Source organism: Allobosea sp. GW822-FHT05A11 (assembly GCF_058800455.1).
In genome coordinates this window covers 362,776-379,583 of sequence record NZ_JBXAMI010000004.1, presented here as the reverse complement: position 1 = coordinate 379,583, position 16,808 = coordinate 362,776, and the positions used below count along the sequence as shown (strand labels likewise).

The following is a 16,808-nucleotide window of genomic DNA, read 5'->3' as shown; positions in this document are numbered from 1 at the left end:
TGATTTCCAAAAGAACTCGATGACCCAAGACTACTTTTTCTCCATCACGCACTGCAGCGGATGCATGTGCTTGCGCGCCAGATCCATGACGAGCGTAACCTTGGTCTCGGCGACTTCGTAGGTAAAGACGCCGCATTCGCCGACGCCGTTCTGATGCACATGCATCATGATCTGCGTGGCTTCGGAGCGATCCTTGTTGAAGAAGCGCTCCAGAACGTGAACGACGAACTCCATCGGCGTGTAGTCGTCGTTGAGCAGCAGGACGCGATAGAGATTGGGCTTGCGCGTCCGCGTCCGGGTGAGGACGGCAGTGCCGCTGCCCTCGCGCCCGTTGCCTTCGCGCCCGCCGCCATCGTTCGGCGGCTGGCCGCGCCTGGGGCGATCGGCCATGGTGAGCCCGTCGCCCGCGCGCACCGGACGCCCTGCCTGGCTTGCCCTGTCCTGGCCTGACTGCATCATTCCCGTCCGCGCCGTATCCATCGATCCTGCATCGCCACCCGAGATAGTGCTTCGCCTGTGAATTTACAGACCTCGCCCCTGCTTCGCCAGCCCGTTTGAAGGCAGGCTTGATCCATAAGCTGTCCGCAGGGCTGCCCTGACTTGACCCGGCAGGGCTCACAGACATAAGCCCGGCAGCCCGCCGGACAAGGACGCCGCCATGACTCCCAACGCCATCGTGACCATCGGCGAGGATCTCGCCCGCCCTGTGCGCTTCGGCAATGCATTGCCGTTCGCCCTGATCGCCGGACCCTGCCAGATGGAAAGCCGCGACCACGCGCTCGAATGCGCGCTGGCGCTGAAGGATATCGCAGAGGAGCTGAATATCGGCCTCGTCTTCAAGGCCTCCTTCGACAAGGCCAACCGCACCAGCGTCAAAGGCGCCCGCGGCATGGGGATGAAGGCCGGCCTGCCCGTCTATGCCGAGATCCGCGAGCGCACCGGCCTGCCGGTTGTCACCGATGTCCACGAAGCCGATCAATGCGCGCCCGTGGCCGAAGTGGTCGACATCCTCCAGATCCCGGCCTTCCTCTGCCGCCAGACCGACCTGCTCGTCGCTGCCGCGAAGACCGGCCGCGTCGTCAACGTCAAGAAGGGCCAGTTCCTTGCGCCCTGGGACATGGTCAATGTCGCGGCCAAGGTGACCGAGAGCGGCAATCCGAACGTGATGCTGACCGAGCGCGGCGCCTCCTTCGGCTACAACACGCTGGTCTCCGATATGCGCGCCCTGCCGACCATGGCCGAGATCGGCGCGCCCGTGATCTTCGACGCCACCCATTCGGTGCAGCAGCCCGGCGGCAAGGGTGCCTCGACCGGCGGGCAGCGCGAATTCGTGCCGGTGCTGTCGCGCGCGGCGGTCGCCGTCGGCGTCGCCGGCCTCTTCATCGAGACCCATCCCGATCCCGACAAGGCACCGTCGGACGGCCCCAACATGGTGCCGCTATCGGAGTTCAAAGCGCTGATCGAGGAGCTTCAGGGCTTCGACCGCCTGGCCAAGTCGCGGGCCGCCCCGGCGGCCGTCGCTGATGTCTGAATCCGCTTCGTCGGCAGACCCATCGACGACATCGCTACGAACGCTCGTTCTCGTCCTGGGAGCCTGTGGCTTCGCCTCGACCTTCACTATGCGGCTCATCGATCCGCTGGTGCCGACGCTCGCCGGTCATTTTGCCCGGTCGATCGCGCAGGTCGCGGTGATGGCGACGGCATTCTCCTTCTCATACGCCTTCGGGCAGCCGATCCTCGGCCCCATCGCCGACGCCGTCGGCAAAATCCGCACGATCGGCACCTGCCTCGCCCTTCTGGTCCTGCTGTCGATCGCCTGCTCCTTCGCGCCGAATTTCGAGGCCTTGCTCGCGCTGCGCGCCGCCAGCGGAATTGTCGCCGGTGGGATCATCCCGATCGCGATGGCGGCGATCGGCGATCGCGCGACCATGGCACAGCGCCAGATCACGCTCGGCCGCTTCACCGTCATCATGATCTTCGGTCAGATGGCGGGCGCCGCCTGTTCCGGCGTGATCGCCGAATATGTCGGCTGGCGGGGCGTCTTCCTGATGGCGGGCGGCATTGCCGGGCTCGCGCTCCTGATGCTCACCTTGACGATGCGGCCCCGTGCCGGCGCGGTACGTCGCCGTCCGACACTGCGGGGAGCGATCGCCAGTTACGCGGCCGTCTTCTCGAACCCGCGCTCGAAGCTGCTCTATGCGCTGGTCATCACCGAAGGCAGCCTGATCTTCGGCATGCCTCCCTTCGTCGCCGCGATTCTGCAGGAGCGGGCCGGCATCGGCCCGTCGCTCGCCGGGTTGGTCATCGCCGGAACGGGCATCGGCGGGCTGATCTACGGTCTCTCGACCCGTATCCTGGTCGATCGGATCGGCCCCGCCCGCATGCCGATCGTCGGCGGCGTCCTGATGGCGATCGGCTATGGGCTGTTTGCGCTGCCCTTCCTGCCGTGGTGGAGCGCCGTGCCGTTCTTCGTGGTCAACGGCTTCGGCTTCTTCCTGATGCACGGCACGTTCCAGGCGCAGGCGACCGAACTCGCCCCCGAGGCCCGTGGCTCTGCGGTCTCGCTGTTCGCCTGCTCGCTTTTTGCAGGCCATGCGCTCGGCCCCGTGCTGATGGGCACAGCGCTCGCCCTGCTCGGCACGACCGGCGCCGTCAGCCTTTTTGCCGTCGGGATCGGACTGCTCGGCTTTGCCGCGCCGCGCATCCTGCCGATGCTCGGCGCGGCTGAGGCTCAGCGCCCGCGATAGGGCGCGACGCCTTGGTCGGGGAGCCAGAGGCCCTTCGGCGGCTCCCCCGTCTGCCAGAACACGTCGATCGGAATGCCGCCGCGCGGATACCAGTAGCCGCCGATGCGGAACCATTCCGGCTCCAGCAGGTCGACCAGCCGCTTGCCGATGCCGACGGTGCAATCCTCATGGAAAGCGCCGTGGTTGCGGAACGAGGCGAGATAGAGCTTCAGCGACTTCGACTCGACCAGCCACTGGCCCGGCAGATAATCGATGACGAGGATACCGAAATCGGGCTGGCCAGTGACCGGGCAGATCGAGGTGAATTCCGGACAGGTGAAACGGGCGAGATAGTGCGTGCCGGCATGCGGATTGGGCACGCGGTCCAGCCGCGCCTCCTCCGGCGAAGCGGGCAAGGCGCTGCTCTGGCCGAGCTGCAAGGTCGAGGCGTCGATGGTCATGGGATGCTCCTGGATTTGGCGGGGTTCTAGAGCATCTCCGGCCGATATGGGAACTGCCGCCGTTTGCGGCATGGGAAAGCAGTCCAGCCCGGCGCCCGCAACTGTGCGAACGACCACCCGTTCGCAAATGAAGCGTTCGATGAAAGCCTCAAGTTCTGCGCAATTAGGCCGGGTTGTTTGCTTAAATATTTCCGGAATTTCCACACGCATATTTGTGCGGATAGGCAGCATGTTCCAGGTCTAACTCGCGCAATCAGAAGCCTAGACCGAACTCCATGATCATTGCCGGCATCTTGTTCCTGATCGGCCTTCTGATCGGCTTGTCCTACGGCTATCCGGCCATCATTCTCGCCAGCGCCGCGGTCACGCTCATCGCTTTCCCGACATGGATCATCCGCGGCGAGCTCGGCCTGTTCGTCGTGCTCGTCTGGATCGGATACCTCTTCGCCCTCCAGGCCGGCTTTCTGCTCGGCGGCTATCTCGGCCTGCCGGAAGAGGAACAGGACCTACCAGAGCCAGACCGGCCGCCCCGCAGCGAGGCAAAGACCCGCCCACCACAGGACGGTCAGGCCGGACCAGAACAGGACAGAGGCGAGTGAGGGTCGGCGGCGGTTAGGCATGGTCTGGAACATGATCGTTTCCCGATGGGACGAAGCGTCGGAACGACCGGTCAATCCGCAAGCCGCGCGCCATCGGGGGCCGCCCCACCGGCACCGGCCTGCCAATTGAGGCTTTCCCCGCGGCAGGCTGTTGGCTAGAAGCGCCTTATCCATTCGCCCCGCCTCTCCCGGAGCCTGCCATGACCGCGATCATCGACATCATCGGACGCCAGATCCTCGATTCCCGCGGCAACCCGACGGTCGAGGTCGATGTCGTGCTGGAAGACGGCTCGATGGGCCGCGCCGCCGTTCCGTCGGGCGCTTCGACCGGCGCGCATGAAGCGGTCGAGCTGCGCGACGGCGACAAGTCGCGCTATCTCGGCAAGGGCGTGCTCAAGGCGGTCGAGGCGGTCAACGTTTCCATCGCCGAAGCGATCGTCGCCATGGATGCCGAGGACCAGACCGCGATCGACCAGGTGATGATCGATCTCGACGGCACCCCCAACAAGTCGAAGCTCGGCGCCAACGCCATCCTCGGCGTCTCGCTCGCCGTCGCCAAGGCGGCCGCCGAGGCCTCCGGCCTGCCGCTCTACCGCTATGTCGGCGGCACCTCGGCCCGTGTCCTGCCTGTGCCGATGATGAACATCGTCAATGGCGGCGCCCATGCCGACAACCCGATCGACTTTCAGGAATTCATGGTCATGCCGATCGGCGCGCCCTCCTTCGCGGAAGGCCTGCGCATGGGCTCGGAAATCTTCCACACGCTGAAGAAGAAGCTGCACGACGCCGGCCACAACACCAATGTCGGCGACGAGGGCGGCTTCGCCCCGAACATCAAGTCGGCCGAGGCCGCGCTCGACTTCGTCATGCAGGCGATCGAGACCGCCGGCTACAAGGCGGGCGAGGATGTCGCGCTGGCGCTCGACTGCGCCGCGACCGAGTTCTTCAAGGACGGTTCCTACGTCTACGAGGGCGAGCGCAAGACCCGCGATCCCAAGGCGCAGGCCAAGTACCTCGCCAAGCTCGTCGGCAACTACCCGATCGTCTCGATCGAGGACGGAATGTCCGAGGACGACTGGGAGGGCTGGAAGGCGCTGACCGATCTCGTCGGCTCGAAGTGCCAGCTCGTCGGCGACGATCTCTTCGTCACCAATGTCACCCGCCTGTCGCAGGGCATCAGGACGAAGACGGCGAACTCGATCCTGGTCAAGGTCAACCAGATCGGCTCGCTGACGGAGACCCTCGCCGCCGTCGAGATGGCGCAGCGCGCCGGCTACACCGCCGTGATGTCGCACCGCTCGGGCGAGACCGAGGATGCGACCATCGCCGACCTCGCGGTCGCCACCAATTGCGGGCAGATCAAGACCGGCTCGCTCGCCCGTTCGGACCGGACCGCGAAGTACAACCAGCTGCTGCGCATCGAGGAAGAGCTCGGCGCACAGGCCGTCTATGCCGGCCGCTCTGCGCTGAAGGCGCTGGCCTGATCGAAAGCCTCACGCTGCCGCGCTCACCAGCGCGGCAGCAGGCCGTTCGCCTGCGTCAGGGTCCATGATCCTGCCGCCTGCATGCTCCCGGCCGCACCGGACACCGCGTCGGCGACCTTCATCACCGGCGCGACGACGAACTGGCGCAGCGATGAATCGGCGGGCTCGCCGCCAGACGGTTCCGCATCCGTGATAGCCGCCGGAGGCAGGATCACCAGGGGCGCGCCGATCGCCTGCCCCTTTGTCTTGGACAGCACCGCCAGACGGCGCGGCGGCAATGTTGCCACGTTCACGGCAACACGCGCCCGGGCCTGAGCGGCACCCCGCGATGGCGTCCAATCGCCCTCCTCAGGCCAGGCAAGCGACATCGGCATCGCCAGCGCCGCAGGCGTGAGCGGACGTCCGACCTCGAAACTCCCCTCATCGACCCATCCGGTGTCCGCGAGCCGGTCGCCGATCTTGCCGTCGCGCAGCAAGGTCAGGGCTGGCGCCTTGGCACGATCGGGCGTCGCGTCGGATAGGAGAGCCGGCACCATCACCAGAAGGGCCGTCGCCGTCGCGATGCCCAGGGAGAGCAACAGGTCGCTCCCCAATCGCGCTGCCATCGTGGCCGGCGCGGGAAAATCAGATTGTCTCGACATCGGTTGCGCTCCGTATCGCTGCGCCCCTTGAACCTCACGGCGTAAGGAAGCCGTCGCGTCTGGGCACCAGCAGGGCCGAAACGGGGCGCAAATACGGTCTGCCGCCGCACGCGCGGGCGCCATGCGCGCCGGCCCGTAACCGGCCCGGTCGCCCGGCGCTAGAGAGGGGCGATGGATCAGATCACCCCCGCCACGATGCTCGAGACCGATGCGAGGGTGCGCCGTCGCAAGCGCCTCGCGGCTCTGGGTATGCTGCTGGCGGTGCTGATCTACGGCTCCAATTTCGTCATCAGCCGCCACGCCGTGCTTAACGGTTTGACCCAGCACGACCTGATGGCGCTGCGCTTCGCCATCGCCGGCCTGCTGCTGCTGCCGGTCTTCCTGCGGCCGGGCCTGGCCTCCTGCGGCGGCGTCGGCTGGAAGCGCGGGTTCTGGCTGACGGTGAGCAGCGGCTTCCCGATGACCTATCTGATGCTGACCGGGCTCACCATGGCGCCCGCCGCGCATGGCGCCACGATCGGGCCGGGCACGGTGACGATGATCGGCATCATCGGCTCCGTCGTGATGTTCGGCGCCGCCCTGACCGGGCGACTGATGATCGGCGTCGCAGGCGTGCTCGGCGGCCTGATCTGCCTCGGCATCGCCGGCAGTGCGGGCGCGAGCGCCATGACGCTGCGCGGCGACCTCTGCTTTCTCGGCGTCGGGCTGCTCTGGGGTTTCTATCCGCTGCTGATCCAGCTCTGGCAGGTCGACGGGCTGAAGGCGACGGCGATCGTCTCGGTCCTGTCGCTCATCTACCTGCCGATCTATTTCCTGTTCTATTTCCGCGGCTTCGACGTCGCGCCCTGGTGGGTTCTCGCCTTGCACGGCTTCAACCAGGGCGTGCTCAACGTCATCGTCGGCCTCTGGGTCTGGGGCTGGGCCGCGCATGTGCTCGGGCCGTCCGTGGTCGGACGTTTTCCGCCGCTGATCCCGGTCACCGGCACGCTGCTGGCAATCCCGATCCTGAGCGAGATCCCCTCCTCGCTTCAGCTCGTCGGCATCGTGCTGATCATCGGCGGCCTGTTCGTGGCGTCATGGCGCCGACCGACGCGCCAGTCCAAGCAGGATCAGGTTCCAGATCACGGCAATGGCGAGGCCGAGCCCCAGCGCCGTCCATGAGCCCCAGGGCACGGCGGCGAGATGCACCGCCGCCAGCCCCAGCCCGGCACCCAGCAACCCGAGCGCGCTGCTGCCGATGACCGCCGCTGCGGCCGGGCCGCCGGCGCGCGTATGCAGGATGATGATCAGGCTCGACAGGATGATCGGCAGGCCGGCGAGGATGCCGGACCATTGCGGGCCGACGCGTTCGCTGAGGCCGGTCACGATGCCGACCAGCGCCGCGACGCAGGCCGCGCGGATGGGGATGGCATAGCGCGAGATCCCGGCGGGAGGCTTGGCGCGCACTTTGAGATAGGGCCGTACCAGTTGGTGCACGACGAACAGCGCCAGCACGGTCAACATCGTGAGCGGGAGCACAGGCAGCGCCATGCTGCGGAGAGCCAGCAGCAGCACCGTCCAGATCGCCAACGCTCCGCCGAGGGAGGCAACCACGCCATGGCGCTGGGCCAGCAGCACATAACTCAGCACGAAGCTGGCATGGGTGGCATTGGCATTCATCGTGCCGAGCGCGGCACCCGCGATGAAATCCGGACCATGGTCGAGCGCCAGGAAGACGAGGACCGGTCCGAGCGAGATCGGCAAGGTCGCGATCATCGCCGCCATCAACGGCCCGGCGCGCTCGGCCAGCATCGAGCAGCTCACGACCACTGAGGCCGCGAGCGCCATCTTGAGAGGCAGCAGGGCGAGGCCCGTGCTCAAGCCGGCTCGCCCCTTTCCCAGCCTTCGCGGGTCTCGGCGATGAAGTCGTCGAGGCGCCCGGCGGCGATGGCGGCGCGCAGGCCCGCCATCAGGTCCTGATAATAGGCGAGGTTCACCCAGGTCAGCAGCATCTTGCCGAGCATCTCCTCGGCCTTGACGAGATGGTGCAGATAGGCGCGCGACCAGCCATTGGCCGCCGGGCAGGAGGATTGCTCGTCGATCGGGCGCGCGTCTTCCGCGTGCTTGGCGTTCTTCAGGTTCATCCGGCCGAAGCGGGTGAATATCTGGCCATGGCGCCCGGCCCGCGTCGGCATCACGCAGTCGAACATGTCGATGCCCCGTGCCACCGATTTCACGATGTCGTCCGGCGTGCCAACGCCCATCAGGTAGCGCGGCTTCTCCTGCGGCAGATGCGGCTCCACCGTCTCGATCATCGCCAGCATCACGTCCTGCGGCTCCCCGACCGCGAGCCCGCCGACGGCATAGCCCTTGAGGTCCATGGCAGCGAGTTCGCGCGCGCTCTCGACGCGCAGATGCGGCACGTCCCCGCCCTGCACGATGCCGAACAGTGCCCGTCCGGGATGGTCGCCGAAAGCCGTTTTGCAGCGCTCCGCCCAGCGCAGCGACAGCCGCATCGCCTTCTCCGCGATCTTCTCCTCGCAGGGCAGCGCCACGCATTCGTCGAGCTGCATCACGATGTCGGAGCCGAGCAGGTTCTGGATCTCGACCGAGCGCTCCGGCGTCAGCACATGTTTCGAGCCGTCGATATGCGAGCGGAAGGTCACGCCCTCCTCGGTCAGCTTGCGCAGATTGGCGAGCGACATCACTTGGAACCCGCCGGAATCCGTCAGGATCGGGTGCGGCCAGTTCATGAATTTGTGAAGGCCGCCGAGCTTTGCGACACGCTCGGCACCGGGCCGCAGCATCAGGTGATAGGTGTTGCCGAGCACGACATCCGCGCCGAGCGCCCTCACCTGCTCGGGATACATGCCCTTGACGGTCGCGGCGGTGCCGACCGGCATGAAGGCCGGCGTGCGGATGACGCCGCGCGGCATGCTGATCGCGCCGGTGCGCGCCGCGCCGTCGCGGGCCGCGACCTTGAAGGTGAATTCGGATGTGGCAGCGGTTTCGGGCTGCATGGCTTGGGGCTGAACGGTCATGGCCTGCGAGGTAGAGCAGCGCGCGGATTTAGGGAAGAGACCCGCGCGCCGGATGGCCTTTCGCCGCCGTCATGCGCGGGCTTTAGCCCTTCGGCACCGCCGCCGCGTAGATCTCCGGCTTGAAGCCGACAACCGTCTTGCCTTTGCCCAAGTCGAGCACCGGCCGCTTGATCATCGAGGGCTGCGCCAGCATCAGCGCGATCGCCTTCTCGGCATCGAGCCCCTGCTTCTCGGCCTCCGGCAATGCCCGGAAGGTCGTGCCGGCGCGGTTCAGCACCGTCTCCCAGCCGTGCTCCTTGACCCAACGCTCAAGCGAGGCCTTGTCGATCCCGCTCGCCTTGTAGTCATGGAACGCGACCGCGACGCCATGGCCGTCGAGCCAGGAGCGCGCCTTCTTCATCGTGTCGCAGTTCTTGATGCCGTAGATCGTGATAGCCACGTCGCGAACCTCTCAGGCCGGACGCTTCGGGCTGTCGAGGCCGCGCTGCACGGCCGGGCGCGACAGGCAGCGCTCCAGCCAGATCGGCACATGGGTCAGCTTGGCATAGTCGACGAGCTCGCCCGCGCCATAGAACCCGACGAGATTGCGCACCCAGCCGAGGATCGCGATATCGGCGATGCTGTAGTCGTCGCCCATGATCCAGGTATGGCTCGCCAGCCGGCTCTCCAGCACGCCGAGCAGGCGCTTGCTCTCGTTGGCGTAGCGATCACGCGGGCGCTTGTCCTCGTATTCGCGGCCAGCGAATTTATGGAAGAAGCCGAGCTGGCCGAACATCGGCCCGATCGCCGCCATCTGGAAGAACACCCACTGGATGGTCTCGTAGCGGGCGGCAGGGTCCTTCGGCAGGAGCTTGCCGGTCTTCTCGGCGAGATAGAGCAGGATCGCGCCCGACTCCCACAGGCCGAAGGGCTTTCCGTCCGGGCCGTTGGGGTCGATGATCGCCGGGATCTTGCCGTTGGGGTTCAGCGACAGGAATTCCGGCCCCCAGGTCTCGTTCTTGCCGATATCGATGAGATGCGGCTCGTAGGGCAGCTCCAGCTCCTCCAGCGCGATCGAGACCTTCACGCCGTTCGGCGTCGGCAGCGAATAGAGCTGGATACGGTCGGGATGCGCGGCGGGCCAGCGCTTGGTGATCGGGAAAGCGGACAAATCGGCCATGAAAGGCTCCGTCTGAATCGGATGAGGCTTCGGCCGGGAACGATAGAGCCGGCCGCGCCCAAAGCAACGGCACGCGCTCCCGATTGCCGCAAACCGGCCTTGCACGACTGCATGGAGCTCAGCCGAGCGGCCAGGAGCCCAGAATCTGATAGGGCCTGCGATCGATGCTCTCGATCAGGAAGAACTCTCGCACTTGCCAGTGCAACGCCGGCACATCGATGGGCGGGCGCGCAATTCGATCATAGAATATAGTCACGTGTGGCCAGAATTTCTGCTTGTCAGTCATGATCCCGGCCCGCCGTAAGGCTCCGTCAAGAGAGACTGACAAGCCGTTGACCCCAGGCAAGTCCTCCCACGTCGTCAGTGAGAAAGCATGTTTCGGCGCGGCACCGAAACTCGCCCCCTGGTTGAGTTTGACTGCGAAGGAAGTCTTTTGAATCTCCTTTGCAATCGTGCGTGCCATCTCGACGGTCTGCCCGAACGGCCCATCGGGCACCGCAATTCCACGTAAGGTCACATGGTATTTGCCCAAGCCACGCGGCGGCTTCATGGGGCGAAGCCGTTCGTGCAGGGCTTGCGCCAATCCGTGAATCTGCGGTTCGACATCCGCATCCGGAAGGAGCGCGAAAAAATAGCGGGGCGGGCGGCGGCCTTCTCGCGGCCGAAACTCTCGCCCACCGTCGAGGTCGAGAACGAGCTGCATATCTCATTATAGAACAAAACAAGAACGTGACAAGCCCCGAGCCGCCCAGCAAAAATCGCAGGGCCGCCAGTCGCCGCGACAGCCCCACCCGCGCTTGAGCGCCACAGGTCCCGCGTCTAGGCTGCCTTCGGTGGCCGCACGGCCGCCGCTTGCGCCCCCGCCCGGCGGGAGGCACGGATTCCTCTCCTGTCAGGCATGGCTATGGCTTCCTCAGACGCACTCGCCGCGGTCTTCGATCATATCGAGACCAACCGCAGCGCCTTCCTCGACCGCCTCATCGCGTATCTGCGCCACCCCAGCATCAGCGCCGAGAATATCGGCATCGCCGAGGTCGGCCTGCTGCTCGTCGATCTGCTCACGGAGATTGGCCTCGAGACCAGCCTGATCCAGACCGAGGGCCACCCGGTCGTCGTCGCGCGCTGGGAGAAGGCGCCGGGCAAGCCGACCGTGCTGCTCTACGGCCATTACGACGTGCAGCCGCCGGACCCGCTCGACAAATGGGTCTCGCCGCCCTTCGAGCCGACGATCCGCGACCGAAGGCTCTATGCGCGCGGCGTCGGCGACAACAAGGGCCAGCATTTCGCCCAGATCCTCGCGATCGAATCCCATCTCAAGGTCCATGGCGAATTGCCCTGCAACGTCATCCTCGTGCTTGAGGGCGAGGAGGAGATCGGCAGCCCCAACATCGCCGGCTTCGTCCGCGCCAACCCGCATCTGCTGAAGGCCGACCTTGCCGTCACTGCCGATGGCCCGCGCCATGCCAGCGGCGCACCCTCCATCAAGTTCGGCTCGCGCGGCGTCGTCTCCTTCGACCTGCGCTGCCGCCATGCCAGCCGCGACGTCCATTCCGGCAATTTCGGCGGCGTCGTGCCGAATCCGATCTGGACGCTGGTCCATCTCCTCGCGACGATGAAGAACCCCGAAGGTGAGATCACCATCGAGGGGCTGCATGACGACATCGAGCCGCCGACGGCCGAAGAGCTCGAGGCGGTCGAGCGCCTGCCGCTCGACATCGAGGCCTTCAAGAAGGGGGTCGGCCTCGCGCGCCTCGACGCGCCGGCGGACCGCCCCTTCTACGAGCGCCTCTGCTTCCGGCCGACGCTGACGATCAACGGCTTCCATGGCGGCTATGGCGGGCCGGGCACCAAGACCGTGCTGCCGAACGAGGCGCTGGTGAAATGCGACATCCGCCTCGTCGAGGCGCAGGACCCGGAGGATATCATCCGCAAGGTCCGGGCTCACGTCGAAAAGCACGCGCCCGAGGTCGAGTTCATCTGCGAGGAGAAGGGCATGCAGCCCTCGAAGACCTCAATCGGCTCGCCCTATACCGCGCCACTGCGCCGCGCTTTCGTGGCGGCACAGGGCGAGGAGCCCCTGCTGATCCCGGCCGGCTTCGGCAGCCTGCCGAACTACGTCTTCACCAAGATCCTCGGCATTCCCGCCTTCGTGACGCCCTACGCCAATCACGACGAGGCCAACCACGCCCCCAACGAGAACATGACGCTGGACTGCTTCCATAGCGGCGTTCGCACCGGCGCAGCCCTGCTGCACGAGCTCGGGCAGCTCGGAAAGCCGGCCTGAGCGATCTCGCAGACTGGGAGGGCGCTATCTGCCCTTCCAGTTCGGCGTCCGCTTGCCGAGGAAGGCTTCCATGCCCTCACGGAAATCGGCACTGGTGTAGCAGAGCGTCACAAGATCGTGGCCGTCGACACCTGCGGCAGCGGCGGCGGTCAGGCGGCGCATCGCCTCCTTGGTCGCGCGTATGGTGAGCGGCGCATGGCCGGCGATGATCTCCGCCAGCTCGCGCGCCCGGCGCATTAGCGCCTCATGGTCCGGTACCAGCTCGTTATAGAGCCCGATCCGTGCGCCCTCCTCCGCCTCGACCAGTCTGGCGGTGAAGACGATGTCCTTGACCCGCGCCGGGCCGAGAATGGCGTAGAGCCGCCCGTAATTCTCCATCGACAGGCAATTGCCGAGCGTGCGCGCGATCGGGAAGCCGAAACGCGCGGTCTGCGTCGCGATGCGCAGGTCGCAGGCGAGCCCGATCGCCGCCCCGCCACCGGTGAAGGCACCGGAGATCGCCGCAAGCGTCGGCACCGAGCAGCTCTCGATCGTGCCGATCACGGTTTCGATCCGCTCCTCATAGGCCAGCGCATCCTCGGCGCCGGAGAAGGCTCGGAACTGGGCGATGTCGGTGCCGGCCGCGAAGGCCTTGTCGCCCGCCCCGGTCATGACGATGACGCGCGGATCGCCATGCGCGGCCGGGTCGCGGCAGATTTCGGCGATGCGCTCATACATGGCGAAGGTCAGCGCGTTGCGCGCCTGGGGCCGGTTGAGCGTGATCGTGCCGACCCCGCCCTCGACCGCATACAGGATTTCGTCGTTCACGCAGGCTCTCCGTCAGATCACGCCATCGGCCCGCAAGCGCGCGAGCCCGGTTTCGTCATAGCCGAGTTCGGCCAGGATCTCGTCGTTATGCGCGCCGGCCGCAGGCGTCGGCGTCGCGACATCGGCCGGCGTGCGCGACAGCGTCACCGGCTGGCCGATCAGGCGGATATCGCCGAGCTCGGGGTGGTTCAGCGGCTTGGCGATGCCGAGATGACGCACCTGCGGGTCCTCGAACATCTCGTCGACCGCATAGATCGGCCCGGCCGGGACGCTATGGCGCTCCATCGCCTCCAGCCAATGGGCGCTGTCGGCCGCGGCGAAGACTTCCTCGATCAGTTCCCGCAGTTCCGGCCGGCGGGCGAAGCGCTTCTCCGAGCTGTCATAGCGCGCATCGGTGCCCCATTCCTGCCGCCCGATCGCCCGGCAGAACGCGCGCCATTGCTCCTCACCGCCGACACCGAGATTGATCGCGCCGTCGCGCGTCCGGTAGACGCCCATCGGCGTCTGGTAGGGATGATCGTTGCCGGATTGCGGTGGCACCGAGCCCTCGACGAGATAGCGCGCGGCCTGGAAATCCATCATCGCGATCTGGGCTTCGAGCAGCGAGGTCTGCACCCACTGCCCCTTGCCCGAGACCGCCCGCTCCTGCAGCGCGACCAGCGCGCCCACCGCGCCATAAAGCCCGGCCGAGGAATCGGCGAGCGCAATTCCCGCCCGGACCGGCCCCTGCCCCGGCAGCCCGGTCACCGACATCATTCCGCCCATGCCTTGCGCGATCTGGTCGAAGCCCGCGCGCGTCCGGTACGGGCCGGACTGGCCGAAGCCGGAGATCGAGACCAGGATCAGCCGCGGATTGCGCGCATGCAGCGTCTCGAAATCGAGCCCGAGCCGCTCCTTCACGTCCGGACGAAAGTTCTCGACGATGAGATCGGCCTCGTCGACGAGCTTCATCAGGATCGCCTTGCCCTCTGGCGTTTTGAGGTTGAGCGCCAGCGAGCGCTTGTTGCGATGCAGGTTCTGCATGTCGTAGCCGAGGCGCGGCCCGCTCATGTTCTCGTTGGGATCGAGCCCAGGCGGGCTTTCGACCTTGATCACGTCGGCCCCGAAATCGGCGAAGACGCGCACGCAGGTCGGCCCGGCCCGCACCCGCGTCAAATCCAGCACCTTGAGCCCGGCAAGCGCGGTGGACGGTCTCGGCTGCGGCATCGGTCTTCGCTCCCTGCTGGGGCGAACTATCCGGTACGGCGTGCGGCGCGGTCAATGGCGCAGTGCATGCTGCATGCAGGAGCGGAGCGCATGGCGAAAAAGCGCCCGGCTTGAGGCCGGGCGCTGCTTGAATGCCTCTCGTTCCGGGATGTTAAGCGACAGCCCGCGCCGCGTCTCGCACGGCGGCAAGCGTCGCATCGACCACCGCCGCATCATGCTCCGACGACACGAACCAGGCGCCTCGCTCCAGCACGCGCACGCCGCGCTTGAGCAGTTCATGCGCGAAGCGGCTATAGGCGGCCTTGTCGGCGCGCGCGACGTCCCGGTAATTCCGCGCCGGCGCATCGAGCCCGAAGGCAACGTGGAACATCAGCGGGAAGCCGGCGACCTGCGCCTTGATACCCGCTTCCTTCAGGATCGTGCGGATGCCGTCCTGCAGGCGTTGGCCATGAACGGAACTGCGTTCGTAATGCTCCGGCGTCAGCGCCTTCTGGGTCGCGACCAGCGCCGCCATCGACACCGGCTGGGCGTTGAAGGTGCCACCATGCAGCACGCCATCGGCGAACAGGTCGAGCAGATCGGCCCGCCCGGCGATCGCCGCGACCGGGAAGCCGTTGGCGATCGCCTTGGCCATCAGGGTGAGATCGGGCGTCACGCCGAAGCGCTCCTGTGCTCCGCCTCGGCCCAGCCGGAAACCGGTGATGACCTCGTCGAAGATCAGGATCGCGCCATGCTTGCGGCAGGCGGCGAGCGCGCCTTCCAGATAGCCCGGCGCCGGCGCGATAGCGCCCTGGTTGCACATCGCTGGCTCCATCAGCACGGCCGCGACATCGCCCTTGGCGAGCCGCGCTTCCAGCGCCGCGAGATCGTTCCAGCCGATGATCGAAAGCCCCTCGCCCGCCGCCGGGTCCTGGCCCTTGCTGCCGATCACCGGCGTCGGCGCTTCGTCGGGACCTGCCGCGTTCAACCCCGGCGCCGTCGACCACAGGATGTTGTCGAACCAGCCGTGATAATGCCCCTCGAACTTGACGATGGTGTGCTTGCCCGTGGCCGCGCGCGCCAATCGCATCGCCGCCTGCGCCACCTCCGAGCCGGATGAGCCGAAGCGCAGGCGCTCCGCCGAGGGAATGCGCTCGCAGATCAGTTGCGCGGCCTCCGCCTCGATCGGCATCTGGCCGGCGAAGAGGATACCCTTCTCGGCCTGGCGCTTCACCGCCTCGATGACCGTTGCAGGGGTATGGCCGAGCACGGTCGCGCCCATGCCGCAGTAATAATCGATGATCCGGTTGCCGTCGGCGTCGATGAGATAGGCGCCCTCGCCGCGCTCGAAGACGAGCGGCCCGGGCTGCATGCCCAACCGGAAATTGCTGTTTACGCCGCCGGCGATGAAACGCGCATTCGCCGCGATCTGCCGGGCGGATTCGTCGAAGCGCAGAGCGCCCGCCTGCTGGCTGCCATTGCCTGTCACCTGCGTTGCCTCCTGCTGTTGCCCCGACCAGACCAGAGCGCCCTCACCGTGTAAAGGAACAGCGGTTTCGCCTTGCGGAATTCGATTTGGTTGGCCATGCTGACTCGGAAGCGAGCCCGACCAGCGGAGCGGCCATGGCCAGAAAAACCGACAACCCCTATGTCGTGCAGCCCGTGATGAAGGCGCTGAAGGTGCTGGAGCTGGTCGCCCGCCATGGCCACGAGATCGCACTCACCGCCGTCAGCAAGGAGCTCAGGATCCCCAAGACGACGACCTTCCGCTATCTCCAGACGCTCGCCGCCGCCGGCTTCCTCGACCACAACCGCGCGACCGATCGCTACAATCTCGGGCCGCAATTGCGCGCCATCGCGCGTGCCGATGCCAGCGTCAGCAAGATCCGCGAACTGGCCCGGCCTGCGATGATCGAGCTGATGCAGGAGTTCAACGAGACGGTGAACCTCGCCGTGAAGGGCAATGGCAGGGTCGTCTATATCGACCTGATCGAGGCCAACCGCTCGCTCAGGATGCAGGCCCGCATCGGCGAGAGCCACCCGATGCATTCGACCGCGCTCGGCAAGGCGATCCTCGCCTTCCTGCCCGAGGCGGAGCGGCAGCGCCAGCTCGACCTGCCTCTGACCGAGCGCACCGGCCGCACCTTGCTCGAGCGCGAAGAGATCGAGCGGCAGCTTCGGCAGGTCGCGCGCACCGGCTACGCCACCGAGATGGGCGAGAACGAGGACGGCGCGATGTGCGTCGGCGTGCCGATCCTCGACGAGGACGGCTATCCGGTCGCGGCGCTCAGCGTCTCCGCGCCGCTGATGCGGATGCCGCATTCGCTGGCGGCCAAGGTCGGAACGCGGTTGCGCGAGGTCTCGGCCGGCATCTCGACCCATCTCGGCTCGCGCCCGACCGCGGACCTGCGCTGAGGTTTTTTGCTCGCGCATTTTCTTCAC

At 66.7% G+C, this 16,808-nt stretch carries 18 protein-coding genes; 7 read left to right on the top strand and 11 right to left on the bottom strand.

Features of this window, described 5'->3' with window-relative positions; genetic code table 11:
• Positions 1–30: 30 nt before the first annotated feature.
• Positions 31–390, bottom strand: a complete 360-nt coding sequence (gene clpS / locus AC1RLU_RS15720) for an ATP-dependent Clp protease adapter ClpS (protein ID WP_082617444.1) — start codon at positions 388–390, stop codon at positions 31–33.
• 268 nt (positions 391–658) lie between these two features.
• Here clpS and kdsA point away from each other — a divergent pair, with 268 nt between their 5' ends.
• The gene (kdsA, locus tag AC1RLU_RS15715) at positions 659–1,531 is read left to right on the top strand and encodes a 3-deoxy-8-phosphooctulonate synthase (protein WP_492796614.1); all 873 of its coding nucleotides are present in this window, start codon (positions 659–661) and stop codon (positions 1,529–1,531) included.
• On the top strand, positions 1,524–2,747 hold the full coding sequence (locus AC1RLU_RS15710; protein ID WP_492796612.1) for an MFS transporter: 1,224 nt from the start codon (positions 1,524–1,526) through the stop codon (positions 2,745–2,747). Before kdsA ends, AC1RLU_RS15710 begins: the two co-directional genes overlap by 8 nt.
• Here the strand turns inward: AC1RLU_RS15710 and queF are convergent.
• On the bottom strand, positions 2,732–3,187 hold the full coding sequence (gene queF / locus AC1RLU_RS15705; protein ID WP_492796611.1) for a preQ(1) synthase: 456 nt from the start codon (positions 3,185–3,187) through the stop codon (positions 2,732–2,734). The genes AC1RLU_RS15710 and queF overlap by 16 nt on opposite strands.
• Positions 3,188–3,462: 275 nt before the next feature.
• Here queF and AC1RLU_RS15700 point away from each other — a divergent pair, with 275 nt between their 5' ends.
• Complete coding sequence (locus tag AC1RLU_RS15700) at positions 3,463–3,786, top strand: hypothetical protein (RefSeq protein ID WP_061967550.1); 324 nt, start codon at positions 3,463–3,465, stop codon at positions 3,784–3,786.
• A gap of 200 nt (positions 3,787–3,986) precedes the next feature.
• A complete protein-coding gene (gene eno, locus AC1RLU_RS15695; RefSeq protein WP_492796610.1) occupies positions 3,987–5,270 on the top strand; it encodes a phosphopyruvate hydratase in 1,284 nt (427 codons plus the stop codon).
• Positions 5,271–5,293: 23 nt separating this feature from the next.
• Here eno and AC1RLU_RS15690 read toward each other — a convergent pair whose 3' ends face one another.
• On the bottom strand, positions 5,294–5,911 hold the full coding sequence (locus tag AC1RLU_RS15690; RefSeq protein WP_492796608.1) for a hypothetical protein: 618 nt from the start codon (positions 5,909–5,911) through the stop codon (positions 5,294–5,296).
• 171 nt (positions 5,912–6,082) lie between these two features.
• Between AC1RLU_RS15690 and AC1RLU_RS15685 the strand changes: the two genes are divergently transcribed.
• The gene (locus tag AC1RLU_RS15685; protein WP_492796606.1) at positions 6,083–7,072 is read left to right on the top strand and encodes a DMT family transporter; all 990 of its coding nucleotides are present in this window, start codon (positions 6,083–6,085) and stop codon (positions 7,070–7,072) included.
• Here AC1RLU_RS15685 and AC1RLU_RS15680 read toward each other — a convergent pair.
• The 5 genes from AC1RLU_RS15680 to AC1RLU_RS15660 form a co-directional block, all read right to left on the bottom strand.
• Entirely contained in the window at positions 6,986–7,771 is a 786-nt protein-coding gene (locus tag AC1RLU_RS15680) for a hypothetical protein (protein WP_061967544.1), read from the bottom strand. The two genes, AC1RLU_RS15685 and AC1RLU_RS15680, sit on opposite strands and share 87 nt — an antisense overlap.
• A complete protein-coding gene (tgt, locus tag AC1RLU_RS15675; RefSeq protein WP_492796604.1) occupies positions 7,768–8,931 on the bottom strand; it encodes a tRNA guanosine(34) transglycosylase Tgt in 1,164 nt (387 codons plus the stop codon). Before tgt ends, AC1RLU_RS15680 begins: the two co-directional genes overlap by 4 nt.
• Positions 8,932–9,013: 82 nt before the next feature.
• Positions 9,014–9,370: an ArsC family reductase gene (locus tag AC1RLU_RS15670; RefSeq protein ID WP_492796602.1), complete on the bottom strand. Its 357-nt coding sequence runs from the start codon at positions 9,368–9,370 to the stop codon at positions 9,014–9,016.
• A 12-nt stretch (positions 9,371–9,382) separates the two neighbouring features.
• The gene (locus AC1RLU_RS15665; protein WP_061967541.1) at positions 9,383–10,090 is read right to left on the bottom strand and encodes a glutathione S-transferase N-terminal domain-containing protein; all 708 of its coding nucleotides are present in this window, start codon (positions 10,088–10,090) and stop codon (positions 9,383–9,385) included.
• A gap of 118 nt (positions 10,091–10,208) precedes the next feature.
• On the bottom strand, positions 10,209–10,793 hold the full coding sequence (locus tag AC1RLU_RS15660) for a 2'-5' RNA ligase family protein (protein ID WP_113584312.1): 585 nt from the start codon (positions 10,791–10,793) through the stop codon (positions 10,209–10,211).
• 201 nt (positions 10,794–10,994) lie between these two features.
• On the opposite strand from AC1RLU_RS15660, the gene AC1RLU_RS15655 reads away from it, so the two are divergent.
• Entirely contained in the window at positions 10,995–12,374 is a 1,380-nt protein-coding gene (locus tag AC1RLU_RS15655) for a M20/M25/M40 family metallo-hydrolase (protein ID WP_492796600.1), read from the top strand.
• Between the two features lie 24 nt (positions 12,375–12,398).
• Here the strand turns inward: AC1RLU_RS15655 and AC1RLU_RS15650 are convergent, their stop codons facing one another.
• From AC1RLU_RS15650 to AC1RLU_RS15640, 3 genes are all read right to left on the bottom strand, one after another.
• Entirely contained in the window at positions 12,399–13,181 is a 783-nt protein-coding gene (locus AC1RLU_RS15650) for an enoyl-CoA hydratase/isomerase family protein (RefSeq protein ID WP_492796598.1), read from the bottom strand.
• Positions 13,182–13,193: 12 nt separating this feature from the next.
• On the bottom strand, positions 13,194–14,387 hold the full coding sequence (locus tag AC1RLU_RS15645; protein WP_492796596.1) for a CaiB/BaiF CoA transferase family protein: 1,194 nt from the start codon (positions 14,385–14,387) through the stop codon (positions 13,194–13,196).
• A gap of 151 nt (positions 14,388–14,538) precedes the next feature.
• The gene (locus AC1RLU_RS15640; protein ID WP_244492824.1) at positions 14,539–15,855 is read right to left on the bottom strand and encodes an aspartate aminotransferase family protein; all 1,317 of its coding nucleotides are present in this window, start codon (positions 15,853–15,855) and stop codon (positions 14,539–14,541) included.
• 134 nt (positions 15,856–15,989) lie between these two features.
• Here AC1RLU_RS15640 and AC1RLU_RS15635 point away from each other — a divergent pair, with 134 nt between their 5' ends.
• Positions 15,990–16,781: an IclR family transcriptional regulator gene (locus AC1RLU_RS15635; RefSeq protein ID WP_492796594.1), complete on the top strand. Its 792-nt coding sequence runs from the start codon at positions 15,990–15,992 to the stop codon at positions 16,779–16,781.
• The last annotated feature ends 27 nt before the right edge of the window (positions 16,782–16,808 follow it).

Excerpts from the sequence above, each read along its gene's own strand:
- clpS (WP_082617444.1), bottom strand. The coding sequence starts at position 390 with ATGGCCGATCGCCCCAGGCGCGGCCAGCCGCCGAACGATGGCGGCGGG.
- kdsA (WP_492796614.1), top strand. The coding sequence starts at position 659 with ATGACTCCCAACGCCATCGTGACCATCGGCGAGGATCTCGCCCGCCCT.
- AC1RLU_RS15710 (WP_492796612.1), top strand. The coding sequence starts at position 1,524 with ATGTCTGAATCCGCTTCGTCGGCAGACCCATCGACGACATCGCTACGA.
- queF (WP_492796611.1), bottom strand. The coding sequence starts at position 3,187 with ATGACCATCGACGCCTCGACCTTGCAGCTCGGCCAGAGCAGCGCCTTG.
- AC1RLU_RS15700 (WP_061967550.1), top strand. The coding sequence starts at position 3,463 with ATGATCATTGCCGGCATCTTGTTCCTGATCGGCCTTCTGATCGGCTTG.
- eno (WP_492796610.1), top strand. The coding sequence starts at position 3,987 with ATGACCGCGATCATCGACATCATCGGACGCCAGATCCTCGATTCCCGC.
- AC1RLU_RS15690 (WP_492796608.1), bottom strand. The coding sequence starts at position 5,911 with ATGTCGAGACAATCTGATTTTCCCGCGCCGGCCACGATGGCAGCGCGA.
- AC1RLU_RS15685 (WP_492796606.1), top strand. The coding sequence starts at position 6,083 with ATGGATCAGATCACCCCCGCCACGATGCTCGAGACCGATGCGAGGGTG.
- tgt (WP_492796604.1), bottom strand. The coding sequence starts at position 8,931 with ATGACCGTTCAGCCCCAAGCCATGCAGCCCGAAACCGCTGCCACATCC.
- AC1RLU_RS15665 (WP_061967541.1), bottom strand. The coding sequence starts at position 10,090 with ATGGCCGATTTGTCCGCTTTCCCGATCACCAAGCGCTGGCCCGCCGCG.
- AC1RLU_RS15660 (WP_113584312.1), bottom strand. The coding sequence starts at position 10,793 with ATGCAGCTCGTTCTCGACCTCGACGGTGGGCGAGAGTTTCGGCCGCGA.
- AC1RLU_RS15655 (WP_492796600.1), top strand. The coding sequence starts at position 10,995 with ATGGCTTCCTCAGACGCACTCGCCGCGGTCTTCGATCATATCGAGACC.
- AC1RLU_RS15645 (WP_492796596.1), bottom strand. The coding sequence starts at position 14,387 with ATGCCGCAGCCGAGACCGTCCACCGCGCTTGCCGGGCTCAAGGTGCTG.
- AC1RLU_RS15635 (WP_492796594.1), top strand. The coding sequence starts at position 15,990 with ATGGCCAGAAAAACCGACAACCCCTATGTCGTGCAGCCCGTGATGAAG.